Raw genomic sequence first — 243 nt, 5'->3', positions numbered from 1 at the left:
CTATAAAACAAGAGCATGGGTTGTTCATAATAATCTTTTCTTTCGCGAGCATGACCGCCTATCTCCTTACCTGTTGGCTAACAATGAACGTTATCTCCGCGATCTTCCTTACATGCGGGAGGCCCGCATCCTGGTTTGGCCCGTTAGAGTAAACGATTCTGTTGATGTGATTGTAATTACCAAAGACGTTCTTTCTATTGGCGGTAGTATAGCTATGCGCAATTCAAAAAGCGCAACGGTAGA

1 protein-coding gene is annotated in these 243 nt (G+C 44.0%); it reads left to right on the top strand.

Annotated features, from left to right (window positions below; translation table 11 throughout):
- Positions 1-243 (top strand): hypothetical protein (locus tag SAZ04_RS22835; RefSeq protein WP_332700055.1); only part of this gene is annotated, 243 nt, incomplete at both ends.

Source organism: Halalkalibacter lacteus, assembly GCF_036663595.1.
In the GTDB taxonomy this organism is placed as follows: Bacteria; Bacillota; Bacilli; order Bacillales; family Bacillaceae_D; genus Halalkalibacter; species Halalkalibacter lacteus.
This window is presented reverse-complemented; position numbering and strand designations above follow the sequence as displayed.